This window comes from Roseibium denhamense, assembly GCF_009711415.1.
GTDB lineage: Bacteria > Pseudomonadota > Alphaproteobacteria > Rhizobiales > Stappiaceae > Roseibium > Roseibium denhamense.
Genome location: NZ_SMLZ01000115.1, coordinates 230,534 through 248,583, shown reverse-complemented (window position 1 = coordinate 248,583; position 18,050 = coordinate 230,534). Strand labels below are relative to the sequence as shown.

19 protein-coding genes are annotated in these 18,050 nt (G+C 57.8%); 12 read left to right on the top strand and 7 right to left on the bottom strand.

What is annotated here, in order from left to right; translation table 11 throughout:
* Positions 1–12: 12 nt before the first annotated feature.
* Positions 13–1,524 carry an AMP nucleosidase gene (locus tag E1180_RS19845; protein WP_208997263.1) on the bottom strand — a complete coding sequence of 504 codons (1,512 nt, stop codon included), beginning with the start codon at positions 1,522–1,524 and terminating at the stop codon, positions 13–15.
* Between the two features lie 195 nt (positions 1,525–1,719).
* Between E1180_RS19845 and E1180_RS19840 the strand changes: the two genes are divergently transcribed.
* The 7 genes from E1180_RS19840 (at position 1,720) to E1180_RS19810 (ending at position 7,990) form a co-directional block, all read left to right on the top strand.
* The gene (locus E1180_RS19840; protein WP_425280939.1) at positions 1,720–2,526 is read left to right on the top strand and encodes a transporter substrate-binding domain-containing protein; all 807 of its coding nucleotides are present in this window, start codon (positions 1,720–1,722) and stop codon (positions 2,524–2,526) included.
* Between the two features lie 119 nt (positions 2,527–2,645).
* On the top strand, positions 2,646–3,452 hold the full coding sequence (locus E1180_RS19835) for an amino acid ABC transporter permease (RefSeq protein WP_155194027.1): 807 nt from the start codon (positions 2,646–2,648) through the stop codon (positions 3,450–3,452).
* A gap of 31 nt (positions 3,453–3,483) precedes the next feature.
* Positions 3,484–4,170, top strand: a complete 687-nt coding sequence (locus E1180_RS19830; RefSeq protein WP_155194025.1) for a DNA-3-methyladenine glycosylase I — start codon at positions 3,484–3,486, stop codon at positions 4,168–4,170.
* 131 nt (positions 4,171–4,301) lie between these two features.
* Positions 4,302–5,441 carry a site-specific DNA-methyltransferase gene (locus E1180_RS19825; protein ID WP_155194023.1) on the top strand — a complete coding sequence of 380 codons (1,140 nt, stop codon included), beginning with the start codon at positions 4,302–4,304 and terminating at the stop codon, positions 5,439–5,441.
* Between the two features lie 255 nt (positions 5,442–5,696).
* Positions 5,697–6,281, top strand: coding sequence for an SAP domain-containing protein (locus E1180_RS19820; protein ID WP_155194021.1), 585 nt, complete (start codon positions 5,697–5,699; stop codon positions 6,279–6,281).
* A gap of 337 nt (positions 6,282–6,618) precedes the next feature.
* On the top strand, positions 6,619–7,446 hold the full coding sequence (locus tag E1180_RS19815; RefSeq protein ID WP_155194019.1) for a substrate-binding periplasmic protein: 828 nt from the start codon (positions 6,619–6,621) through the stop codon (positions 7,444–7,446).
* A gap of 145 nt (positions 7,447–7,591) precedes the next feature.
* Positions 7,592–7,990, top strand: a complete 399-nt coding sequence (locus E1180_RS19810; protein ID WP_155194017.1) for a VOC family protein — start codon at positions 7,592–7,594, stop codon at positions 7,988–7,990.
* Between the two features lie 6 nt (positions 7,991–7,996).
* Here E1180_RS19810 and E1180_RS19805 read toward each other — a convergent pair whose 3' ends face one another.
* The 3 genes from E1180_RS19805 to E1180_RS19795 form a co-directional block, all read right to left on the bottom strand.
* Entirely contained in the window at positions 7,997–8,662 is a 666-nt protein-coding gene (locus tag E1180_RS19805) for a L,D-transpeptidase (protein WP_155194016.1), read from the bottom strand.
* Positions 8,663–8,848: 186 nt separating this feature from the next.
* Positions 8,849–9,502, bottom strand: coding sequence for a GTP cyclohydrolase I FolE (gene folE, locus E1180_RS19800; protein WP_155194014.1), 654 nt, complete (start codon positions 9,500–9,502; stop codon positions 8,849–8,851).
* Positions 9,503–10,226: 724 nt separating this feature from the next.
* Positions 10,227–10,574: a winged helix-turn-helix transcriptional regulator gene (locus E1180_RS19795; protein WP_244314123.1), complete on the bottom strand. Its 348-nt coding sequence runs from the start codon at positions 10,572–10,574 to the stop codon at positions 10,227–10,229.
* Between the two features lie 207 nt (positions 10,575–10,781).
* Between E1180_RS19795 and E1180_RS19790 the strand changes: the two genes are divergently transcribed.
* Genes E1180_RS19790 through E1180_RS19780 form a run of 3 tightly spaced genes read left to right on the top strand, consistent with a single transcriptional unit; the run spans position 10,782 to position 11,989 of the window.
* Positions 10,782–11,393: a glutathione binding-like protein gene (locus E1180_RS19790; RefSeq protein WP_155194010.1), complete on the top strand. Its 612-nt coding sequence runs from the start codon at positions 10,782–10,784 to the stop codon at positions 11,391–11,393.
* Complete coding sequence (locus E1180_RS19785) at positions 11,390–11,776, top strand: nuclear transport factor 2 family protein (protein WP_155194007.1); 387 nt, start codon at positions 11,390–11,392, stop codon at positions 11,774–11,776. Before E1180_RS19790 ends, E1180_RS19785 begins: the two co-directional genes overlap by 4 nt.
* 3 nt (positions 11,777–11,779) lie before the next feature.
* Complete coding sequence (locus E1180_RS19780; protein WP_155194005.1) at positions 11,780–11,989, top strand: tautomerase family protein; 210 nt, start codon at positions 11,780–11,782, stop codon at positions 11,987–11,989.
* Positions 11,990–12,068: 79 nt separating this feature from the next.
* On the opposite strand, the gene tyrS is transcribed toward E1180_RS19780, so the two are convergent.
* The 3 genes from tyrS to E1180_RS19765 form a co-directional block, all read right to left on the bottom strand.
* The gene (gene tyrS, locus E1180_RS19775) at positions 12,069–13,346 is read right to left on the bottom strand and encodes a tyrosine--tRNA ligase (protein ID WP_155194003.1); all 1,278 of its coding nucleotides are present in this window, start codon (positions 13,344–13,346) and stop codon (positions 12,069–12,071) included.
* A 243-nt stretch (positions 13,347–13,589) separates the two neighbouring features.
* Entirely contained in the window at positions 13,590–15,638 is a 2,049-nt protein-coding gene (locus E1180_RS19770) for a vWA domain-containing protein (RefSeq protein WP_155194001.1), read from the bottom strand.
* A 272-nt stretch (positions 15,639–15,910) separates the two neighbouring features.
* Positions 15,911–16,987, bottom strand: coding sequence for a sodium-dependent bicarbonate transport family permease (locus E1180_RS19765; protein WP_155193999.1), 1,077 nt, complete (start codon positions 16,985–16,987; stop codon positions 15,911–15,913).
* A 140-nt stretch (positions 16,988–17,127) separates the two neighbouring features.
* On the opposite strand from E1180_RS19765, the gene E1180_RS22785 reads away from it, so the two are divergent.
* Positions 17,128–17,364, top strand: a complete 237-nt coding sequence (locus E1180_RS22785) for a helix-turn-helix domain-containing protein (protein WP_425280933.1) — start codon at positions 17,128–17,130, stop codon at positions 17,362–17,364.
* On the top strand, positions 17,252–18,010 hold the full coding sequence (locus E1180_RS19760) for a LysR family transcriptional regulator (protein WP_341873566.1): 759 nt from the start codon (positions 17,252–17,254) through the stop codon (positions 18,008–18,010). Before E1180_RS22785 ends, E1180_RS19760 begins: the two co-directional genes overlap by 113 nt.
* The last annotated feature ends 40 nt before the right edge of the window (positions 18,011–18,050 follow it).

The following is an 18,050-nucleotide window of genomic DNA, read 5'->3' as shown; positions in this document are numbered from 1 at the left end:
TCAACGCTGGATCTATTGAAACGCCGTTTCGGCGAAGCTGCGGAGTTTGCGGGAATGCAGGCGGTCGGCCGGCATCGCCCTCATCTTTTCCATGGCTCTTATGCCGATTTCAAGATGCTGCGCAACCTGCCGCTTGTAAAAATCCGTCGCCATGCCTGGAAGTTTCAGCTCACCATGCAGCGGCTTGTCGGAAATGCACAAAAGCGTTCCATAAGGCACACGGAAGCGGAAGCCGTTGGCCGCGATGGTGGCTGACTCCATGTCCAGTGCGATTGCACGGGACTGGGAGAAGCGCTTGACCAATTCCGGCTGGTTCCAGAGTTCCCAGTTCCGGTTGTCCAGCGAGACAACTGTTCCGGTGCGCATGACGCTTTTCAGCTCATAGCCGTCATAGCCGGTGATTTCGGCAACGGCATCTTCCAGGGCCACTTGCACTTCCGCCAGAGGCGGGATCGGCACCCAGGTGGGCAAGTCCTTGTCGAGAACGTTGTCCTCGCGCACATATCCATGGGCCAGGACATAGTCGCCCAGGGTCTGGCTGTTGCGCAGGCCCGCGCAGTGACCAACCATCAGCCAGGCATGCGGCCTCAGAACCGCGACATGGTCGGTGATGGTTTTCGCATTGGACGGTCCAACGCCGATATTCACCATGGTGATGCCGTTCCCGTCCGGGCGCTTCAGGTGATAGGCGGGCATTTGTGGAGGTTTTGCAGGCTCTGACCCGCTGCAGGGATCATTGTCCCCAGCCTTGGTCAGAAGGTTACCCGGTCCGACAAAGGCGGAGTAACCGCTGTCCGGATCGTCCAGAAACGCTTTCGACATGCGGCAGAATTCGTCGATATAGAACTGGTAGTTCGTAAAGAGCACGTAGTTCTGGAAGTGCTCGGCAGCGGTTGCGGTATAGTGCTGCAGGCGGTGCAGCGAGTAATCCACTCTAGGCGCGGTAAAGGAGGCCAGCGGCATGATGCCGTCCGCCGGATCATAGGTGCCGTTGGCGATGGAATCGTCCATCACCGTCAGGTCCGGCAGGTCGAAGACATCCGCCAGCGGCCGGTCCAGTTTGGCAGCCGCCGCCCCGCCCTCCACATGCGTGCCGTCGTAGAAGGCAAAATGCAGAGGGATCGGCATATCACTGTCGCCGACCACGATGGGCACATCATGGTTCTTCATGAGAAGCGACAGTTGGTTTTCCAGGTAATGCTGAAACAAGTCGGGCCGGGTAATTGTTGAGGCATGCCGGCCGGGACCGGAGACAAACCCATAAGACAGACGGCTGTCGAGACGAATATGACTGTCGGTTACAATCTGGACTTGGGGGTAGTAGGCCCGGACCCGGTAATCAAATTCCTTGCCGTCCAGGAGCGCCTGGAAATTGGTCCTCAGGAAGGCCGTATTGGCCTCGAAGATCTCAATCAGGCGGGCAACGGCCAGCTTGGCATCGGAAAAGACTTCCATCGGGAAAGCAGGTGCAAGCCGCGTCTGGCGGCCGGAAGAGTTGAGTTGGACCAGATTAGAATTCGGCATATGTGTCTCCTTTTTGTTTTTATGGCTCCCACCCTCCGGCCAAGATCCGGCAACGTCAATAGATCTAGCAGCGGAATTTGAATTATTTTTCGCCGCCGGAAAAGTTTTGCGCAACCGTACCTTTCACCAGTGCCCGGTGCCTTTTCCCGTCACCGCGAACCCGATAGTGTGGCGCACAGGTTTGACTTGGAGAAACTGACAATGACACGCACACGCCCCGCCGCCTTTGCCGCGCTCCTCTCGATTTTTGCAATGACCGTCCCGGCTGGCGCCACTGACTTGCCGGATCTGGCGGGGCGGGAAATCGTGATCGCTTCTGAAAACACCTATCCGCCGCTGCAATTCATTGATCCGGCGACAGGCGATGCGGCGGGCTGGGAGTATGATGCGGTCGCCGAGATCGCCAAGAGGCTGAATGCGGCCGTTGTCTATGAGAACCTGAGCTGGGATGCCATGATCCCGGCTGTCGCGGCCGGGGAATATGACCTGGCCATGAACGGGATCACCATCAAACCGGAACGGGCGGAACAGGTGGATTTCTCAGCGCCCTATATGCGCTCGGAAATGTACATGCTGGTGCGTGCCGATGAAGACCGGTTCTCAGATCCGGAGAGCTTTGCCGCCAATCCTGATTTTCTTGCCGGTGCGCAGCCCGGAACGACGCCGTTTTATGTCACCGTCTATGACGTTCTGGATGGCGATGAAGCCAATCCGCGCATCAAGTTGTTCGAAACCTTCGCAACGGCGGCCCAGGCCCTGCGCGCCGGGGACGTTGACCTTGTGCTGACCGACAGCACCGGCGGCAAGGGCTATGTGAATGCGAACCCGGACACGTTCAAACTGATTGGCGATCCCATGGGTTCGGAAGACTTCGGCTTTATCTTTCCCAAAGGCTCAGACCTGGTTGAGCCCTTCAATGCGGCCATTGCAAGCATGCGCGCCGACGGCACATTGGACGCCCTGAACACAAAGTGGTTTTACGAATACAACGCAGCCCAGTGATTTTGCTGCCAGCAGAAGGTGGTCCGGCAAAGTTTAGAGCTAATTTGCATACGCGAAACTCAAGACCCACGTGTCTCTCTTGAGTTCCCGTCCTCAAAACGCCAATCACAGGGGCTGAAATGTTCTCCAAAAAGCCCACGGCCCAAGCACCAGGGGAAGACTTTCCTTACTGGCTTGTGGCCGCTTGCGGGATCGCGATTGTCTTGCTTGGACTGATCGCGACCAACGATGTTTATTCCAAGGTGATGGCAACCGTGTCCAGGGGGATCTGGATCACCGTTTTTGTTACCCTTGTGGCCTTCTTTCTGGCCTCCGTCCTCGGCCTTCTTCTTGCCCTTGCCTCCTTGTCGAACTCGATTGTCCTGCGGCAGCTTGCGCGCTTCTACATTGAAATCGTCCGTGGTCTGCCGATTATCGTGCTGTTGCTCTACATCGCGTTTGTGGCAACACCCCTGATCATCATGGGGCTGAACGCCGTTCTGGAGCCTCTGGGGTTTGACGCCCTGCGCACCCGCGATTTCCCGCTTTTGTGGCGGGCGATTACTGCCCTTATGATCGGTTATTCCGCCTTCATCGCCGAGGTGTTCCGCGCCGGGATCCAGGCCGTCGACAAGGGCCAGATTGAAGCCGCCAAGGCCCTTGGCCTGTCCCGCTGGCTGAGGTTCCGGCTGATCATCTTCCCCCAGGCGCTGAAGACCATTCTGCCGCCGCTCGGCAATGACTTTGTCGCCATGATCAAGGACAGCTCCCTTGTATCCGTACTGGGTGTTACCGACATCACCCAATTGGGAAAGGTCTATGCCGCCGGCTCGTTCCAGTATCTGGAGACATATAATGTCGTCTCGCTGATCTACCTCATGATGACGGTAACCTTGTCCCTGGTGCTGCGGCGGTTTGAGCGCTCGAGGACTTTTGAGACCCGCTAACCGCCAGCTTATGCGGGGAGGACATTTAATCATGAATGACTTTGGCACGATCGAGGCGCTGGCAGCTGAAAACAAGGGCGGCGCGGATCAGCTCACCGCGCTTCTGGCCGAACACAATCCACCCAAGCCAATCGAAGAGCTTGAGCTGCTTGGCGATGACCGCTGGCTAGCCATGTTCACAAAGTGCATCTTTCAGGCAGGCTTTTCCTGGAAGGTGATTGAACAGAAATGGCCGGGGTTTGAAACCGCTTTTGAAGGCTTTGACGTGGCCCGGCTGGCGTTTTTGCCCGATGAAGCCTTTGAAGACCTTCTCAGCGACACACGGATCGTGCGCAACGGCCAGAAGATCAAATCGGTCCAGGCAAATGCCGTTTTCCTGAAAGAGCTCGCGGCAGAGCACGGGAGCGCAGCCCGCTTCTTTGCCCGCTATCCGGTGGAGGACCAGGTGGGGCTGATGGAGCTTATGAAGAAGCGCGGCAGCCGGCTTGGTGGTACGACGGGACAAATCGCTCTCCGCTTCATGGGCAAGGAGAGTTTCATCCTGACCGTTGACGTGGTTAACGCACTTCTGCGTGAACAGGTGATTGAAACCGCCTCCTTGTCGAAAAAAAATCTGAACGCGATCCAAGCCGCGTTTAACGAATGGAAGACAACTTCCGGTCGTCCATTGACAGAAATCAGCAGAATTCTGGCGTTTTCGGCCGGGACAGCCCGTTAACTTCTCATTTAACTTTTACGATTGTAAACAAACCATTGATTCAAAGGATATTTTTCTTCCAGCCGCTTAATAACTGATTTACCAAACGAGGTAACCATGACACTCGAAATTGCGTGAGGTATTGCGTCGCAATGAGTGTACTGCGTACTGGGGTGTCCTTTGCGGCACCCCTTGACTCCCCTTTCCAGGAAGCCCCGGCGCCCTGGCTAAATAAGATCCTGAAGGGCGACTGCGTGTCCGCCCTTGAGAAGCTGCCGTCGAGATCGGTCGACTTGGTTTTCGCGGATCCGCCCTACAATCTTCAACTTGGGGGCGATCTCCACCGGCCCGACCAATCCAAGGTCGATGCCTGTGACGATCACTGGGACCAGTTCGAAAGCTTCGAGGCCTATGACGCGTTCACGCGCGCCTGGCTACTGGCTGTCCGCCGGGTCATGAAACCGGACGGGTCGCTCTATGTCATCGGGTCTTATCACAACATCTTCCGCGTCGGCGCGATCCTTCAGGATCTCGGCTTCTGGATCATGAACGATATCGTCTGGCTGAAGTCCAACCCGATGCCGAATTTCCGCGGCAAACGGTTTACCAACGCCCATGAAACCATGATCTGGGCGGTCAAATCCAAGGACGCCAAACCGACCTTCAATTACGACGCTTTGAAAGTCTTCAACGAAGACCTTCAAATGCGCTCCGACTGGCACCTGCCCCTGTGCACCGGCGCCGAGCGGCTGAAGGACGGCAAGGGCCAAAAGGTCCATCCGACCCAAAAGCCGGAAAGCCTTCTCTACCGCGTGCTGACCGCCTCCTCAAAGCCGGGCGACATCGTGCTCGATCCTTTCTTCGGGACCGGTACGACGGGCGCGGTTGCCAAGAAACTCGGCCGGAACTTCGTCGGAGTTGAACGGGAACAAGCCTATATCGAGGCTGCAGAAGCGCGCATAGAGGCCATCGTTTCAGGCGATGCCGAAGCTCTGGAAATGCATCAGGGCAAACGGGCGCAAAAACGCATTCCGTTCGGCACGCTGCTGGAGGCCGGCCTCCTGACACCGGGCGCGAAACTGACCTCCGCCAATGGCAAGCACCTGGCAGTTGTCCGCGCGGACGGTTCCTTGAAATCGGGCGCCCACACCGGCTCGATCCACAAGGTCGGCGCTCTTGTCCAGGGACAGGAGGCCTGCAACGGCTGGACCTTCTGGCATATCGAAGACGGTGCCAGGAAGGCGCCGATTGACGACTTGCGCAAGGAAATAAGATCCAGGCTTCAAGCCTGAAACACCTTGGAGCAGCTTGTCCAATCAGCTGCCCCAACGGCCTAAAGCCAAGAAGACGTGACCTTCGCGACCCCGCGAGATCAATCAACCTTCGCCCGTCTCCCAGAAAAGGAGGCGGGCATTTTTTTGGCCGCACGGCCCCGCTTAGTCAAAGATCCGGCGAGGCCCGCCTCTACCCGATTGAACACACTGCGCCATGTGTAAGGCACAGTTACCGGCGAAGCTTGCCCCGCGAAACCTGACGAGAAGACAGGAATGCAAAACCACGATTTGGAAACGCTTGAAAAGGCCATCTACTTTCTCAAGGTACCTGAACTGAAAGAACTGCTGGCCGAAGCTGGCTTTCCGCCGCTCGGCTCGAAACAGGAGATGGTGACTGCGCTTCTCGCTGCCGTGAGAGGTGACCTAAAGGCAGGTGCTACGGCCAAAATGTCTGAGGCGGAAAAGGCGCTCCGAAAATCCGCGTCAAACTATGATGCCAAAACGCAAATCGTACCGGGGGTCTTTACCAACAACCAGGCCCATCGGATGATATTGCGCGGTTTGATTGGTAGTCATTTTGCCTATACCACCTACGGCATGGACTGGATCAAGGCGAAATGGCATGAGGGTATCTGCCCGTCCTTCGAAGATTTTGCCGCTTACTGGCAGGGCGAATATGAACGGCGGCAAAATGCAGGTGAATTTGAATCCAAGAAGACACTCCAGCGCGTACGTTTCTTCCGGGCAATGAAGGACAAGGGCCTGACAAAAGCCGAACTGGAAGGCGCTTGGGCCGAGGAGCGCGCGCGTCAATCCGTGTTTGCAAGGAAGTTGATCGCACAGGCACTCGCCGGATGATGTTTAAACAAATCCGACCAATGCGCTTTGTCCGAACATCCAAATTCTGGACCGCAAGCCTGATTATGTATGTTGCAATCCAACGTATTCACACCCTCCTCCGGCCGGAATGACTTTAAATAATTAAACTTGAACAGTTTCAATTTCGCACCGCAACAATAGCAATGCGATTAATAATGCTTTTGCCTACCTTAGGTTTTCACTTTATACTTTTGAAAACACTATTTCATCTTTCACTAATTGATCGCAGATTTTGACAATTGCGCAACAGCGTCGGATAAAGTCTTTTTGTCATTCGGCATTGAATCTACCTGGGAAACGCCTTCTGGAGCTGGCGATGCGATTACTAACGGTTGTGGTAGCGATTGTCTTTCTAAGTTCTGTGGCGAAAGCAGTTAGCCAGAACACGTGTTCTAAGGTAATTGCATCCGCGCATCCGGATTACCCTCCCTATCACTGGCAGGAAGGGGACAAGATCGTTGGGGCCAGTGTCGACCTAAATGAGATGATATTTGAGGAACTCGGAGTTCAGTTTACAGCAGTCTTCGCAGGTCCATGGAAACGCGTTCTAAAAAGTGCTGAATATAACGAGATAGATTTCGTGATGTCACTAAAGCGGACATCGGAACGCGAAACCTATCTTGAATTTACAACAACACCGGCCTTCGAAAATCCCTTCGCCATCTTCACGCTGGAAAACCGGACTTTCCCATTTGAGACCTGGAGCGATCTTTCGGCCAAACGCGGCAGCAAGAATGCCGGTGACCGCTACGGCGAACCGCTCGACAGCTTTGTCTTGCAGATACTGGCTCTTTCGGACGATTTCACACTTTCCGACAACGTGAACCGGCTTGTGCTGGGGAGGGTCGATTACATCATACACGGGCGCTATGTAGGGCTTGCTCAGTTTGGCGCCTTAAGCCGGTCGATGGCTGGCAAACTTGAGATTGTGCCGTTGGACAAGAACATTATGGAGGGTTATGTGCATAGCGCCTTCACACTTGGGTCCAATTGCCGGCATCTCTTGCCTCAGGTCAGCCGGAAATACCTGGAATATCTGGCCGACGGCACTGCGGACGCGCTGCTGCGCCAAAACATCGAGCGATGGATTGACGCCAATCAGGATTCCAGTGCGGTCAAAGACATTTACCACCGGCAGAACTAGCGCGTATCGCATTCATTCGTATTCATCATGTGTCGTCTTTTGCGTTGAAATCATTGATTTTAGAGAGTGAAAGACGACACCAAAAAAATGCGATTTGCTCTGATACCAGCCTCACGAAGTAAGCCCAACCTGACCGGACCCTGTCATGAAACAGTCCCTTGCCCACGTCGCCGTTGTGGTTCGCGACTATGACGAAGCCATTGCCTTTTACACCGAGAAGCTCGGCTTTGAGCTGGTTGAGGACACTTATCAGCCGGAACAGGACAAACGCTGGGTGGTGGTCAAACCGCAAGGGGACGGAGATGCCTCCGTCCTTCTGGCCCGCGCCTCCAATGACCATCAGGCGGCCTATATCGGAGACCAGGCGGGCGACCGGGTATTCCTGTTCTTGCAAACGGATGATTTCTGGCGGGATTTTGAGGCTTACAAGAACCGGGGCGTTGAGTTTACCCGAGATCCGAAGACGGCAGACTATGGCACGGTTGCCGTCTTCAAGGACCTTTATGGAAACCTCTGGGACCTGGTTGAATTTACCAAGGACTGAGACTGGTTATCCCAAAACGACAACCTTGGCGCCGATCTGAACGCGCTCGTAAAGATCGATAATGTCCTGGTGCCACATGCGGATACAGCCGGACGAGGCATTGGTTCCAATGCTCTGGGGCTGGTTGGTGCCGTGGATCCGGTAAAGCGTATCCACATTGCCCTGCCACAGATAAAGGCCGCGCGCGCCAATGGGATTGGATGGCCCGCCCTCTTGGCCATCACGATATTTTTCAAGACTCGGATCGCGTTCGATCATCTCATCCGGCGGGAACCATTTTGGCCAAATCCGTTTGAAGCGGATGACCGCCTCCCCGTTCCAGGCAAATCCGGCGCGGCCGACCCCAATGCCGTAGCGGATCGCGCGGCTGCCGGGCTGGATGAAATAGAGAAACTTGTTCGCCGGATCGACGACGATTGTCCCCGGTTCCTGATTGGTCGGATACCAGACCTGCTGCCGCAGAAACTTCGGATCGACGCTCAGATAATCGATGGCCGGCAGAGAAAAGCCGCCATCTCGGACCGGCGCATAGGCCAGCGCATAATCCGGCGTGCCATCGGCAAGCGGCACGAGGCCGGCCTCGACAACCGACTGCTGGGTCTTGCTCTGGCAAGCCGCGAGCAAAAACGGAGAGGCCGCAATCAGCCAGCGGCGGCTCAACTTCAATGCCATCGTCGTGTCCTTGGTCCGTCGGAGCAGCTGCGCGGAAGGCGGGACAGATCTTCCAGATCCTATCCAACCATAAACCCACCGCGCAGCCGCATCACATTTGCGGCAGACGCACTGTCATTCCTTAACGTCAAGACGAGCACGATTATGGTAAACAGACGGTAAAGAACAGCCGCGAAGTGCTTGATGCTAACCGAAACGTTCCTGCGGCGCGTTAAGGGAGGCGAGAAACTCGCGCCGCAAATCACGGTCCGTTGCAAACTCTCCGAGCATGCGCCGCGTCATCATGGAAACACCTGGTTTTTTGACCCCGCGCGTCGTCATGCACATATGCGCGGCCTCCATGACAACGGCGACCCCGCGCGGCTTCAAAACGGTGTCGATCGTTTCCGCAATCTGAGCCGTCAGCGTTTCCTGGATCTGCAAACGCTTTGCAAACACCTCCACGACCCGGGCCAGCTTGCTGATCCCGACCACCCGTCCGGCAGGAAGATAGGCTATGTGAACCTTGCCGATAATCGGCACGATATGGTGCTCGCAGTGGGATTCAAACCGCAGATTGCGGAGAGCCACGATGTCATCATAGCCATCTGCTTCTTCAAACGTGCGGGCCAGCATCTCGGCCGGGTCTGTCTTGTAGCCTTCGAAGAAATCTTCATAAGCCCGCACCACACGGGCAGGTGTGTCGACCAGCCCTTCGCGGTCCGGGTCATCCCCCGCCCACTCGATCATCAAGCGGACGGCCGCTTCCACATCCTCCCGTTTCGGGCGCGGCTTGAGGCCTGTCCTTTCGGTTTCCCGGGCCGCAAAGCCATCATCTGGCTGCGCTTCTAGCAATGACATGTATATCTCCAGTGTGGGTCGAAACGGCATATGTAATGTTATTACATTGCAAAACACAACAACTCCCGGGCAAGTGGACTTGAGCCCGGCAACCTCGTCAGGAGATGTAAGGGAACCCCGCCGCCGCCCCCTGTGCTGCGGATCACCGGTACGCGTGTAGAAACATGTCTTTCGACAGCACAAGCAGCGCCGCGAGGGACCCCTCCGGCGTTCTGGCGATCAGACCGTTGCCGAGCAACGGGATGGCAGGCACACCGGACTTGCCGGGTGGTGAGAAAAGGAGTGTGGGAGAAGCAAGGCGGTCTGCCTGCCTGAAGATCTTTCCCAAAGGGTCTCTTTCCGGGGACTACCGGATCTAAAGAGGGCAACCTCTCAAGACGGCATCGCCTTCTTCCGGCTCTTTCCCGCAGCGCCTGGAACCCGCTGGCGGGGCCAATACCGGCTGAAACCCACCGGATCCGCCCAAGTCCGTTATTCTTGGACAAAATCCTGATCTTCTGCCCCTGCCACCCACGAACGGACGGTCCGTTGTCGGCCCCGTGCCGGCAGGAACGGGACAAACGATACACCAGCTCGAAACAGCGGGGATAAGTTTTTCAAATGTCAGGAGCCTCGCCCCCAATGGGACCCGGCCTGCACCAACGGCCAAACGGGAAATGACTGTTCCGCGGCCTCGCAAGCGAAAGCATCGTGCGTTTCGCTCCAACCGCCCAAAGATGCTCTATCACTCCACAATCGATCCGCTTTGAGCGGTAAATCGGGTCTGATTTGTCGCCCGCTGATCTGAATGATCGCCACGCAGGGCCTTCAGCTTGTGCCCGACTTCGACAATGGCTTCCAGCGCCGGGATCAGTTCGCACCCCAAATCCGTAAGTTCGTATTCCACCGAAGGCGGCGAAGTCGGTTTAGCCGTCCGCGTGAGGACCCCGCGTCGCTCCAATTCTGAAAGCCGCGCCGACAGGATCTTGGCGGAGACCGGCGGAATATCGGCCTTGAGTTCGTTGAACCGGCGCGGTCCGGCCCGCAGGCACCAGATGACATTGGGTGCCCAGGCCCCGGCGATCACCTGCATGCACTCCGTCAGCAAGCACGGCTCGGGCGGCTTGGGGCTTCTGTTCTTCCGCATTTTCAAGGACATAGACACCGCCTGATCATCATTTGAAAGTTATCGGGTTTCCTGCGGGTAACCCGTTATTCCGGTTTCTAATGGAAACTAACTTGCCACAAGAAACCTTATGTACCACGTTCTTGCCATCACCAGCAACACGAGAGACGAAACATGAAACTCTATTATAAATCAGGCGCTTGCTCGATGGCAGCTCACATTCTTTTAAATGAGGCGGGCGCGGATTATGCCTTGGAAAAAGTCGACACCGCACAAGGGTTAACGGAAAGCGGCGCCGACTTTTCCTTGATCAATCCGCGGGGATATGTGCCCGCTCTTGAGCAGGCGGACGGGTCGGTTCTGACGGAAAACACCGCGATCCTGGCTTTTCTCGCCGGCCGGTTCCCGGCGCTTGCTGCAAATGACAGTGAAGGAGACAGTCACTACCGGCTTCTGGAAATCCTGAGTTTCCTGTCGTCCGAATTGCACAAGGCGTTCAGCCCCTATTTTTCAGGCGCAACGTTTTCACAAGACCGGCAGGCCGAAAACGCGGCAAAACTCCGGAGCAAACTCACGCAGTTTGAGCGCCTCCTGAGCCAGGAAAACGAATATCTTCTCGGCAACCGGTTTTCCGTGGCGGATGCCTACGCCTTCGTCATTTTGAACTGGACAACGTTTATTGGCGTTTCCTTGGCGGACTGGCCGCACACGCAAGCCTATGTGGACCGGATACGGGCCCGCAGATCCGTGCAGATGGCCCTTGAAACCGAGGGATTGGCAGCATGACTCAGGCCCTTGCCGAGATCCAGGCGGTGATATCGGACTATTTCGATGCGCTTTATCATTGCGACACGGAGCTGCTTCAAAAGGTGTTTCATAAAAAAGCGGTCTATGCCACCGCCGACGAAACACCCCTCCTCCACCGGACCATGGCCGAATATGTGCCGGTGGTGGCCGCCCGCCAATCACCGGCTTCGCGCGGAGAGCCGAGGCGCGACGTTATAGACGGCATCCAGCTTGCAGGCGCCAATACCGGCTTTGCCCGGGTCCGCTGCTCGATCGGCCAATCCGACTTCGTCGATTTTCTGACCTTCGTGCGCGATGGCGGCCGCTGGCAAATCATGTCGAAAGTCTTTCAGATCATCCCGAGAAGCGAAGGAGCTGCGTAAGCCATGCCTTACGTGAATATTCAGGTCACCCGCGAGGGTGTTACGAGCGATCAGAAAGCCGCGCTGATCAAGGGCACCACGGACCTTCTGGTGGATGTCCTTGGAAAGTCGCCATCAACGACCTTTGTGGTGATTGAGGAGGTTGCGCTCGAAAACTGGGGTATAGGCGGGCTGCCGGTCGCGGGCTTCCGGGCGGCTGCCAGCAAATCCTAGTCTGGCTCGCAAGGTCCGCGCATTTGCTCCCATCTCCTGCACGAGCCGTGGCCCCGGATCCGATCCGGGGCCGCATTCGTCAGACAAAGCCAATCAAGGCCTTGCGCCGTTTGCCGACCGCCAGGGCCAGCCGGTCGTTGGCTGCCAGGTCACCCGTTGCGATCCGGCGGCGCGGATCGTCCACGATCTGGTTGTTAATCCGCACGCCGCCGCCTTCAACAAGACGCCGCGCTTCGCCATTGGAGGCTGCGAAGCCCGTGTGAACGACCACCTCGAGAAGGCCAAGCCCGTCCGCCAGCGCCTTGAGCGGCATCTGGTGGGTCGGCTCGCTGAGCTCCCCCTCCCCGGAAAACAGGGCATCGCCCTGCTCCAGCGCCATCCGCGCATCCTCCGGCCCATGAACGATGGTGGTGACTTGGGTAGCGAGGATCTTCTTGGCTTCGTTCAGCTCTGCCCCTTTGAGCGCGGCAAGCCGCTCGACTTCGCGGATCGGAAGTTCTGTGAAAAGCCGCAGGAACCTTGCGACATCGGCATCCGCCGTGTTCCGCCAGAATTGCCAGAATCCGAAAGGCGACAGGTGTTCGGGATGCAGCCAGACCGCACCGGCCGCCGTCTTGCCCATCTTGGACCCGCTGGCCGTTGTCAGGAGCGGCACCGTGAGCCCGTGCAGCTTGCGCCCGTCCCGGCGGCCAAGCTCGACACCATTGACGATATTGCCCCATTGGTCCGAGCCGCCGACCTGAAGCGCGCAGTCATGGCGTTTCGCCAGCTCCAGAAAATCGACCGCTTGCAGCATCATGTAGCAGAATTCGAGCACGGTCAGCGGCATCTGGGCATCAAGGCGGGACTTCACGCTGTCGAACGTCATCATCCGGTTGACCGTGAACTGGGACCCGTAGTCGCGCAGGAACTCCAGGAACTTGAACTCGGTCAGCCACTCCGCGTTGTCGACCAGCAGCGCCCCGTCCGCGCCTTCCATATCCACCAGGCGCTCCACTGAGCGGCGGATGGTGGCAATATTCGCGGCGATCTGGCGCTCTTCCAGGAGCGGACGCGCATCTTTACGGAAACTCGGATCGCCGATCTGGCTGGTGCCCCCGCCCAAAACGACGATCGGGCGGTGACCGAGTTTCTGCAGCCAGCGCATTGTCATGAGCGGCATCAGGTGGCCCACATGGAGGCTCGCCGCCGTTGCATCAAATCCGGCATAGGCCGTGAGAGGACCTTCGGCAAGACGGGCATCCAGCGCCTCGATATCGGTGCACTGGTGAATAAGTCCACGCTCCAAAAGCACTTCCACGGCTTCGGATCGGAGTTTGGTTGCCGGCTTTCCGGCTTCGATCATGTGTTTGGTCATTGTCGGCTTCCTGGGTCTTCGTCGGGGCTTGGGAGCTGTCCCGCCAGGAAGCCGGTTGTCTAGAAACCAAAAAGCCGCCTGACGCGGCGGCTTTTTAGGTTTGATTTGTCAGAGCAAGATCCTACGCAGCCGCCGGTATGTCGGTGACGTAATAAAAATACACGAAGGATGCGGTTGTCTTGGTCATGACATTCTAGATGCGCGAGCCCCTGACTATTGTCAAGCTGAAAAATCCGCAGCTGGTCACTGAACGGAAATCGGCTGGCTGTGAAGGACCGCCCGGTTCTCGCCGTTGTAATAGCGTAGTTCAAAGCTTCCCGGATCGTTCGGCGCAACCACTTCGAGGGTCTGTGCATCAAGATCGCCCCCCGACAGCCGCCGCTCAAAGACGACACGTCCCTCACCGCCACGGGCTTGCGGGTCAAACAGCTGCACGCTGTCATAACGGGCTCCGGGACCGGTCCATGTGATTTGAAACCGCGTCTGCCTTTCGACATTGCCGGGCGCATCGAAGCCGATGTCGATTGGAATGATGGTCAAGGGCTGCGTCATCAGGACCTGACGGTTGTCGCCATTGTAGTACCGCAGTTCATAGGTCCCTGGCTTCACCGGCGTTGCCATGGACGCCGTGTTGTTGTCGAAGTCATCATTTTGCAGGCGTTTTTCATGAATGACCCGGCCCTGGCCGCCGCGCGCTGCCGGATCGAATATCTGGACGCTGTCATAGCGGGCCCCAGGTCCCTGCCAGACAACCGTCAACCGCTTGCCCTGACCGATTTCAGACGGTGCGTCCAGGCCGACCTGAAGTGCGGTGACCTCAATCGGCACGCTGGCCAGAACGGCCCGGTTGTCGCCGTTGTAGTACCGCAGTTCATAAGTCCCAGCATCGACCGGGCCGGGCACTGTTGCCCTTTGGTTTTCAAAGTCGTCGTTGCGCAGCCGTTTTTCATGAAGAACTTCGCCCGAGCCCGGATCCACAAGCTGAACCGTGTCATAGCGCGCTCCGGGACCTGTCCAGTCAATCGTGATCGGACGCCCGGCCTCAGCCGCTTCTGCCGCAGTCAGCGAGATCGGAGCGTCGATGATTTCCAGGGGCCGTGTTGCCAGAACGGTGCGGTCTTCCCCGGCATAATAGCGCAGCTCATAGCTGCCGGTTTTTGCGGGGGTCGGCAAGGTTGCCTTGCGGTTGTCAAAATCGTCATTCTGCAGGCGCTTTTCGTGTAGCGGTTTGGTGCCGCCCGGTTCAATCAGCTGGACGGTGTCATAGCGTCCGCCGGGCCCGACCCATTCCACGGTGACCGGGCGCGCCATCGCGATCTGGTCCGGTGCAAATAGCGCAACATCGGCGGGCGTGACCGTTATGGGCACGGAGGTCAGAACGTCCCGCGCCGTCCCGCTGTAGTAGCGCAGCTCGTAGTCACCGGGCTCCGACACAAGCGCCATGCTCACCTGGTTATCGCCCGGATCTCCGCTCAGGACAGACTTTGATCTGAGCCGTTTTCCTTCTCCGCCAAGCGCTTGCGGGTCAAATAGCTGGATCAGGTCATAGCGCTCGCCCGGCCCTTCCCAGCTGATGTCGATCTGTGCTCCGATAGGCGCCTCGGCAGGCGCATCGAGCGAGGCTTCCGGCAAAGGCGCGGGGGCTTCTGTGGGGGTATCGGGCGCCAGGCTGGCGGTCGTCTCAACCGTTGCTGTCAGAGCGCTGCTCAGTTCCGAAGCGTTGCTTGCCTGGATGTAAAGCCCGCCGGTGTTTTCCGCGAGGCAGGCGACCTGGCGGCCCTCTTCGTCACTTAACCCGAAGCCGATCACATGGGCCGTGAAGTTGACGCCCAGCGCGGCGAGCTCCTGTCCGAGTGCGCAAGGATCTGCATTACAGGTTTCAATCCCGTCCGTGACCAGCACGACGGTTGCCTTGTCCTCGGTGAATTTGAGCGTATCGGCTGCCTGGCGCACAGCGGCCGACAAGGGTGTCTTGCCCTTCGGATTGATCTTCGTCGCAGCAGACAAAATGTCCCCGGCCGTGCCGGGACCGGGCGGAACAATCAACTCGATATCGCTGCATTTGCCCTTTTCACGGTGCCCGTAAGCCAGAAGCCCTAGCTCCAGATCATCCGGTAGCGTGGTCAGCACCTCGGACATCGCGTCGCGGGCGATCTCGATCTTGGTGCGCCCGTCAATTTGCCCCCACATGGAGCCGGATCCGTCAAACACGATGGCGGCCCGGTCCGCCGCCAAAAGAGGTGTTCCCAAAAAGGCTGCACACACAGTGCCTAAAATGCATGATCGAAACATGTTCACTCCGTCACTCAAGCCCACGGACGTAGCGTAAGCTTGCCACATGACAAAGACAACGCAAGGTTTATCGGCCTAACTGAAGACCGCCCCCTCTGACTGGAGATCTGACTGGAGATCTGACTTGATTGCTGGCCATCTTTGGGGTGCCGCGGTGAGAAGGGTCGGGTCGGCAATGTCCACGCGGTACCCGGCCCGCCCCAACAAATCAAAAAACGCGCGCCTTTGCGGGCGCGCGTTTTTCATGTGTGCAGGTCCTTTGAGCTGCGGGATCAAAACCCAATCAGCCAGTCCGCGAGCGCGATGAACATCGGGATGCTCAGGATCGCAACGGGCGTTCCAAGGCCCGTCGATGCGCCGATATAGGCCGACGGGTTGGCCTCCGGCAGCGCCGCCCGCATGGTGGGGGGCCCCGAGATATCCGAGCTGGAGGCCGCCATCAGGGCCAGGAGAACCACCCCGCCTGCGGAAAACCCGGTCAGATGATGGGCGATCATGCCAAAGCCGAAGCCTAGCAGGCCGTGCAGGATTGGGGCCGCCAGAGCGTAGATCAGATAGGCATGGGCCACCTTCTTCAGTTCCGACAGGCGCGACCAGGCTTCCATGCCCATGATCAGCATCAGGATCGACAAGAGCCCGCGGAACAGCGGCTCGTAAAAGCTCTCGTAGATCGCCTCGGGCCGGGCCAGAAGGCCAATACCAATGCCGAGAAGAAGGGCCGAAATGGCCGGGCTTTTCATGGTGTCGGTGATGATCCCCTTGGCCATGCCGAAATCAAACCCGCTGCCGCCGGAAAAGCCGCCGCCAGAAAACCCGTCCCCGGAAGACAGGGTTGCCGTACCGCCCTGGATGTTGACGGCATCTGCCCGCGCTTCACTCATGCGCGCCAGGAAAATGGCGGTGACGAGCGCGGCCACATCCATGAACGGGTAAAGCGCCCCGATAAAGCCTTCATAATAGATGCCCTCGGCATCCAGCATCGCCATACCGGCCGCCAGGGTCGATGCGGAGACCGCCCCGAAAAGGCCGGCAGTTGCCATGGCGTCGGAGCGGGAAATGCCCTGCCACATGGACAGGATCTTGCCGCCGAAAACCACGATCAACACGCCAACAGCCACCGCGCACAGGGCCGGAATGGCCAGCGAGACGGCATCGGCCGATCGTACGGAAATGCCCGCGCCCAGCCCCACTTTCAAAAGCAGCAAAAGAACAATGAACTTGTAGATCGGCGCTGGAACTTCCAGCTTGCTGCCCAGCGCGGCCAGCAACATTCCCCCCATCAGGAACGCAAGCGTCGGCTTTTGAAACTGCGCGATCAGCGTCGCGGCGATATCGGCAATAACGTCCATCTTACCCCACAGATATTTGCGTCTGTTTTTTCTCTGCGGGGGTATGCCCGACTTCTCGAATTTTAAAAAATATAACTATTATGTTCTTTTGTTCTATTTTATAGAACCAATTTCCCATTGATCAGGCGGGAAGTCGTCCGATGGACAATCTAAACTACCATCATTTGCGCTATTTCCGGGAAGTCGCCCGGGAGGGCAATCTGACCCGCACGGCGGAAAAGGTGAACCTGTCCCAATCGGCGCTCTCCAACCCAGATCAAGCAGTTGGAAACGCGCCTCGGCCATGCGCTGTTCGAACGCTCCGGGCGCCAGCTCCATTTGACGGAAGTTGGCCGGATCGTGCTGGATTATGCCGACCGCATCTTCGGCACCGGTGAAGACCTGGTCGCGACCCTCAAACGCTCCCATCAATCGGCACCGCCCCTCAGGGTCGGGGCCCAGTCAACGCTGTCACGGAACTTCCAGCTGCGGTTCCTGAAGCCGGTTCTGGAGACCGACGGGCTTGACCTGATCCTGAAATCCGGCAGCGCGGCTGTACTTTTGACCGCCCTGAAGTCTCTTGCCCTTGATGTCGTCTTGACCACCGATCCGCCAGGCAGCGAAGTTGCCGGGGATTTTACAGCCCACCGGCTCGCCGAACAAACGGTCGGGCTCCATGGCGCCGAAAACCGGCTTGCCTATGACACGCTCGCCGAGCTGATTGCCAGTGAACCGCTGATCGTGCCCACCGAAAGCTCGATCCGCACCGGGTTCGACAGTCTCGTTTCGCGTCTTGGTGTGCGGCCCCACATCATCGCGGATGTGGACGATATGGCGATGGTCCGTCTCCTGGCACGGTCCGGCATCGGCGTTGCCATTGCGCCCTCCGTTGTTCTGGCAGACGAAATTGCCTCCGGACGGCTGCACTCTGCCCCATTCGACCTTCAGATCTTCGAGACGTTTTACGCCGTCACCGTGGAACGCAGTTTCCCGCATCCGGTCCTGCAGGAGCTGCTAACCAACTCATTAGCCGCAACCACTTGAACAAAAAAAAATCCCCGGCACAGGGCCGGGGATTTTTTCG

Coding starts and splice junctions, on each gene's coding strand:
- E1180_RS19805 (WP_155194016.1), bottom strand. CDS start 8,662: ATGGCATTGAAGTTGAGCCGCCGCTGGCTGATTGCGGCCTCTCCGTTT.
- E1180_RS19830 (WP_155194025.1), top strand. CDS start 3,484: ATGAATGACTTTGGCACGATCGAGGCGCTGGCAGCTGAAAACAAGGGC.
- tyrS (WP_155194003.1), bottom strand. CDS start 13,346: ATGACCAAACACATGATCGAAGCCGGAAAGCCGGCAACCAAACTCCGA.
- E1180_RS19795 (WP_244314123.1), bottom strand. CDS start 10,574: ATGCAGGTGATCGCCGGGGCCTGGGCACCCAATGTCATCTGGTGCCTG.
- E1180_RS19785 (WP_155194007.1), top strand. CDS start 11,390: ATGACTCAGGCCCTTGCCGAGATCCAGGCGGTGATATCGGACTATTTC.
- E1180_RS19780 (WP_155194005.1), top strand. CDS start 11,780: ATGCCTTACGTGAATATTCAGGTCACCCGCGAGGGTGTTACGAGCGAT.
- E1180_RS22785 (WP_425280933.1), top strand. CDS start 17,128: ATGGACAATCTAAACTACCATCATTTGCGCTATTTCCGGGAAGTCGCC.
- E1180_RS19765 (WP_155193999.1), bottom strand. CDS start 16,987: ATGGACGTTATTGCCGATATCGCCGCGACGCTGATCGCGCAGTTTCAA.
- folE (WP_155194014.1), bottom strand. CDS start 9,502: ATGTCATTGCTAGAAGCGCAGCCAGATGATGGCTTTGCGGCCCGGGAA.
- E1180_RS19815 (WP_155194019.1), top strand. CDS start 6,619: ATGCGATTACTAACGGTTGTGGTAGCGATTGTCTTTCTAAGTTCTGTG.
- E1180_RS19820 (WP_155194021.1), top strand. CDS start 5,697: ATGCAAAACCACGATTTGGAAACGCTTGAAAAGGCCATCTACTTTCTC.
- E1180_RS19790 (WP_155194010.1), top strand. CDS start 10,782: ATGAAACTCTATTATAAATCAGGCGCTTGCTCGATGGCAGCTCACATT.
- E1180_RS19835 (WP_155194027.1), top strand. CDS start 2,646: ATGTTCTCCAAAAAGCCCACGGCCCAAGCACCAGGGGAAGACTTTCCT.
- E1180_RS19825 (WP_155194023.1), top strand. CDS start 4,302: ATGAGTGTACTGCGTACTGGGGTGTCCTTTGCGGCACCCCTTGACTCC.
- E1180_RS19810 (WP_155194017.1), top strand. CDS start 7,592: ATGAAACAGTCCCTTGCCCACGTCGCCGTTGTGGTTCGCGACTATGAC.
- E1180_RS19770 (WP_155194001.1), bottom strand. CDS start 15,638: ATGTTTCGATCATGCATTTTAGGCACTGTGTGTGCAGCCTTTTTGGGA.
- E1180_RS19845 (WP_208997263.1), bottom strand. CDS start 1,524: ATGCCGAATTCTAATCTGGTCCAACTCAACTCTTCCGGCCGCCAGACG.